The sequence below is a fragment of the Moorena sp. SIO4A5 genome, assembly GCF_010672005.1.
Lineage (GTDB): Bacteria > Cyanobacteriota > Cyanobacteriia > Cyanobacteriales > Coleofasciculaceae > Moorena.
The window spans coordinates 1-3,097 of the sequence record NZ_JAAHHZ010000581.1; the positions used below are offsets into that span (position 1 = coordinate 1).

Annotated in this window: 5 protein-coding genes; 4 read left to right on the top strand and 1 reads right to left on the bottom strand. The window is 46.8% G+C overall.

The features are described 5' to 3' along the window. Both F6K57_RS41360 and F6K57_RS41365 read left to right on the top strand, forming a co-directional pair. The coding region (locus F6K57_RS41360; protein WP_293074923.1) for a flotillin domain-containing protein at positions 1–569 on the top strand (569 nt) is incomplete at its 5' end. A 127-nt stretch (positions 570–696) separates the two neighbouring features. Further along, complete coding sequence (locus F6K57_RS41365; RefSeq protein ID WP_293071511.1) at positions 697–1,860, top strand: GuaB3 family IMP dehydrogenase-related protein; 1,164 nt, start codon at positions 697–699, stop codon at positions 1,858–1,860. A gap of 374 nt (positions 1,861–2,234) precedes the next feature. On the opposite strand, the gene F6K57_RS41370 is transcribed toward F6K57_RS41365, so the two are convergent. After that, positions 2,235–2,438 carry a hypothetical protein gene (locus F6K57_RS41370; RefSeq protein WP_143727444.1) on the bottom strand — a complete coding sequence of 68 codons (204 nt, stop codon included), beginning with the start codon at positions 2,436–2,438 and terminating at the stop codon, positions 2,235–2,237. Positions 2,439–2,444: 6 nt separating this feature from the next. Here F6K57_RS41370 and F6K57_RS41375 point away from each other — a divergent pair, with 6 nt between their 5' ends. Together F6K57_RS41375 and F6K57_RS41380 are read left to right on the top strand one after the other, a co-directional pair. Next, the gene (locus F6K57_RS41375) at positions 2,445–2,609 is read left to right on the top strand and encodes a hypothetical protein (RefSeq protein WP_293074927.1); all 165 of its coding nucleotides are present in this window, start codon (positions 2,445–2,447) and stop codon (positions 2,607–2,609) included. Between the two features lie 332 nt (positions 2,610–2,941). Next, positions 2,942–3,097 (top strand): thioredoxin domain-containing protein (locus F6K57_RS41380; protein WP_293074930.1); only part of this gene is annotated, 156 nt, incomplete at its 3' end.

Sequence of the window (3,097 nt, forward strand, 5' to 3'; positions counted from 1 at the left end):
AAGCAGCCAGACAAGCAGCAGAACTAGAAGCTGAGTCGATCCGCACCCTAGCAGAAGCAAATCGGGATAAAGCCTTGGCAGAGGCAGAAGGTAAACGATCCCTGATCGAAGCCGAAAATTCCATCAGCGATGCTCAGCTCAATGCTAAAATCATCACTACCATATGGCCAGAGTTAGCCCCTCAACTACCAGAAATTGCCAAAGCCTTGGCTCCCCAGCCAGGAATTTTGGGAGATACTCGGATTTACTCCTTCCCCGGTGTCAATGGCAATAATGGTAACGGAGCTAGCAGTGTAGGTGACATCAACAAACTGCTACTGTCTACCACTGGCTTATCAATGATTAATGGTTTGTTAGAGGAAGGCAAGCTAGGGGAGTTAATTAGTCAAATCCGCCAGATGATGAGTAACAACAGTAGCACAATCACCAGTAACACAATCAAACCAAAGGATAAGAAAACCCCGACCACCGATATCATCCCATCACGGGCAGCAGCCACCTCAAACCTTACCGAAAAAAACCACCTTAGCCACCCAAGCATCAAGAAACCTAAATCAGGGAAAGGCTGAATGCTTACGTATGAAGAATTCATAATTCATACTTCATGCTTCACAATTCATAGTTTCTTTGTATAGTTCGAGCAATCTTCGCTCCAATTTGATAACCTAGCTAAAATAATCTCGGAAGAAAAACAGCGTGGATATTCAAATTGGGCGAGGTAAGATAGCTCGCAGAGCCTACGGCATAGATGAAATTGCACTTGTTCCCGGACAGCGGACACTCGACCCCAGTTTGGCTGATACTCGCTGGCGTATTGGTGGTATTGAACGGGAAATTCCGATTATCGCCAGCGCTATGGATGGGGTGATTGATGTGTCCATGGCAGTCAAGTTGTCCCAAATTGGGGCAATGGGGGTTCTCAACTTAGAAGGGATTCAAACCCGTTATGCTGACCCATCACCGATTCTAGACCGCATTGCTTCGGTGGGAAATTCTGAGTTTGTTCCCCTGATGCAGGAACTTTATAGTTCACCGATTAAGCCAGAATTGATTACCCAGCGAATTCGGGAAATCAAGGACCAAGGTGGTATTGCAGCTGTGAGTCTGACCCCTGCTGGAGCCAGTAAATATAGTCAGGTAGTGGCAGAGGCTGGTGCTGATTTAATGTTTGTTCAAGCAACAGTCGTTTCTACAGCTCACCTGTCACCAGAGTCCATCAATCCCCTGGATTTGGCACAGTTTTGTCAGGATATGCCCATGCCAGTAATTTTGGGGAATTGCGTGACCTACGACGTTGCCCTCAATTTGATGAAAGTTGGGGCAACTGCTGTCTTGGTGGGTATTGGTCCTGGTGCTGCTTGTACCTCTCGGGGTGTCTTGGGTGTCGGTGTACCTCAGGCAACAGCAGTTGCAGATTGCGCTGCTGCCCGTGACGACTACTATCAGGAAACCGGTAACTATGTGCAAGTGATTGCTGATGGCGGTTTAATTACAGGAGGTGACATCTGTAAGTGTATTGCTTGTGGTGCTGATGGGGTGATGATTGGTTCTCCTTTCGCCCGTGCCAAAGAAGCTCCCGGACAAGGATTTCATTGGGGGATGGCAACCCCTTCCAGCGTGCTACCCCGTGGGACACGAATTAAAGTCGGCAGCACTGGCACACTTGAGCAAATTCTGACTGGACCAGCCCAAATGGATGATGGTACCCACAACCTTTTGGGAGCATTGAAAACCAGTATGGGAACCCTCGGAGCAAAAAACCTCAAGGAAATGCAACAAGTGGAAGTAGTGATTGCTCCTTCTCTGCTAACAGAAGGGAAAGTGTACCAGAAAGCTCAGCAGTTGGGTATGGGGAAATAATATAGTGTCCAGTTGAATACTTATCATTCTTGGTTGTTCATCAATTGAAAATTGAAACTTTAGCATTGACAATTACCAAATATTATGGTAATTCATAAATTGAACAGGTTTTTTAAAGGTTTCTAAAGTTCACGAACAACTGTTGTCAATAGTTAAAGCTAAATAGTTAAAGCTAAATAGTTAAAGCTAAATAGTTAAAGCGATGATTATAGATACTTATCGCGACCACCGCCAATCGTCAAAATTTTTCGACTGGCTTGGAAATTGCTGAAAAAAAATCAACGGTGACATACAATGGAAAAAGCGGAGACAAATGTTTCCGTTCACTCCTCACACCACACTCCGCCCGGACATAGTTCGGGCGGTTCCTTATTTTATATTGAAGGTTGAAAGTTGAAGGTTGAAGGTTGAAGGTTGAAGGTTGTTTGGTTGAAGGTTGTTTGGTTGTTCGCCTTTGGCGTTCGGTGTAGGGTAGGTTGAACGGCGTTGCTTAATAATGGAATGATTTTAAGAGTGTTTAGGTGCGCGCCTCCAAGGCCGGGTTCCCCGGCCTTGGGTCGCACCTGTGGAATAGGCATCTTGCCGTGGAATGGGCATCTTGCGTGGAATGGGCATCTTGCGTGGAACTGGCATCTTGCCAGTTTCATGCTTATTTTCGGGCGGGCAGGATGCCCACTCTACTCCTATTCATTCAAAGACTGACGCAACGCCGGTTGAACGCGATTGCGTGGCCGAAAAGCCAAGGTTGAACGCGATGGACGAAGTCCCGCTTTCAGCGAACGCGTGGCCGAAAAGCCAAGGTTGAGACGATAACCTGTAACCTGTAACCTTCAAGCTGTAACCTTCAAGCTGTAACCTTCAACCTGTAACCTTCAACCTGTAACCTTCAAGCTGTAACCTTCAAGCTGTAACCTTCAACCTGTAACCTGTAACCTAATAACCTGTAACCTGTAACTTGTAACCGCCTCACCTGTTCCGCCCTATGGGAGTGTCAACTTTTGCCCAAGATATTTAATCGGTGTTGTGACTATGGTAAAATTTCGGAGGTACGTAGCAAAAGTATTCGCAAGGATTTCCAGGCATGTCAAACGCCGCCCCAGTTACAGACTCGAGCTTTCAGGCAGAGGTACTTGAGAGCGACATCCCAGTATTGGTAGATTTTTGGGCACCTTGGTGCGGTCCCTGTCGGATGGTGTCTCCGGTTGTGGATGAGATAGCACAGCAGTACGAAGGTCAG

Coding starts and splice junctions, on each gene's coding strand:
- F6K57_RS41370 (WP_143727444.1), bottom strand. CDS start 2,438: ATGCCTATTCCACAGGTGCGACCCAAGGCCGGGGAACCCGGCCTTGGA.